Source organism: Dechloromonas sp. H13 (assembly GCF_009469615.1).
GTDB lineage: Bacteria > Pseudomonadota > Gammaproteobacteria > Burkholderiales > Rhodocyclaceae > Azonexus.
The window spans coordinates 1-1,425 of record NZ_SSXX01000037.1 but is presented as its reverse complement, the minus strand read 5'-3'; the positions used below and the strand labels follow the sequence as shown (position 1 = coordinate 1,425).

At 38.9% G+C, this 1,425-nt stretch carries 1 protein-coding gene and 1 pseudogene; both read left to right on the top strand.

Annotated features, from left to right (window positions below; all coding sequences use genetic code 11):
• Positions 1-225: 225 nt before the first annotated feature.
• Positions 226-590, top strand: a pseudogene (locus GH660_RS17720) (hypothetical protein).
• Positions 591-794: 204 nt separating this feature from the next.
• Positions 795-1,425 (top strand): plasmid recombination protein (locus tag GH660_RS17715; RefSeq protein ID WP_194266367.1); only part of this gene is annotated, 631 nt, incomplete at its 3' end.

Sequence of the window (1,425 nt, the reverse complement as noted above, 5' to 3'; positions counted from 1 at the left end):
AGGCTATGATGGTGACTGTTTATCGTCGGTTGGATGGGGAAAATGCTGAGGCAGCTGTGGAAAATGCTTATTTTCAAGTGTTCGGTGAACACCATAGCCCTGAATGGGATCGTGCTATTCTTGATGATATGGCGGAAATGCACGAGAAATTGTGGAGGGCGCTAAATGACTAATCAAATTGGTGTTATTTATAGGAATGAATCTAAGGGTAAGGAGTTGTAATTCATGGGAGTAACTTTAGCTGATATTAAAGCACAAGAAGAAAAATTGAAAAAAGAGCAGGCAAAACTTCGCCAACAGAAAAAGCGATTGATTGAGAAGGAAAATGCTGAAATGGGCAAGGCGCTTCGCAAGCATTTTGGGTTTGAATCTTTTGCTGATTTTGAGCGGTGGCTATCGTCGATTTCTGACGATCAGCAACACGAAAAATCAGTGGATAATGAGTGGCTTGCTGATGAAAAATCAGCGCCAAGCGAACGAGATTATCCCGATGAATCTGACGGCTTATTCGGAGTGATACCGAGTAAAAAAGTCAGATGAGTGAGAGTAAATTTACGTCAATGTTTAAGATAAGCGATTATTTTGCGTGAAGCAAAATAAAGCGTAAAAGGAGTTGAGAGCGTGACACGCTTTCGGCTCCTTTTTTCGTTGTCACTTGTGACAGCGAAAACCCTCGGAGAGCGTTTGGAATTGTGACAGCCATGTCACAATTAGAAAAACGTTACTCTTTGTCAAAGAGTAACAGAAAGGTTTACACTCTTTTTATTAGCGACAGCGCGAAGGAGGGGGTTACCTTGGGGTTTAGTATTTCGTTCAAAAAGGGAACAAAGAATACAAGCATTTCTCATAATAATCGTGAGTTAACTGATAGCCAAAAAATCAATGACTGGCATAAGCATATTGATTTCACAAAATCGGATGAAAATATCTATTTGGAACAAATAAATATTCGTGAAAAATATGAAGAATTATTCGGTGAAGCCGTAGAAAAATATAATGCAAAGCAGAAAAGAGCCGATAGAAAAATCGAGGACTATTTAGCAAAGGTTCGCAAGGATAAAAAAATGGAACCACAGCGAGAATTTATCGTGCAAATTGGTACTCTTGATGATTTTCGTACTACTCGTGATGATGGTTCTTCTACTGGCATATCGGAACAACAAGCAGAACAAAATCGAGTGATTGCCAACAAAATTTTAGTTGAGTATTTCAAAGAATTTAAAGAACGGAATCCTAGTTTATCCGTCTACAATGCTGTTATTCATAATGACGAAGTAAGTCCGCACCTGCATTTGAATATTGTTCCTGTTGCTGAAGGGTATAAACGGGGTGTTCAAAAGCAACCAAGTTTTAACAAAGTCTTGCAACAGCAGGGTTTACGAGCAGATAAAGAGAATGGTCGAGTGATTTGGAATAATTTTAGGA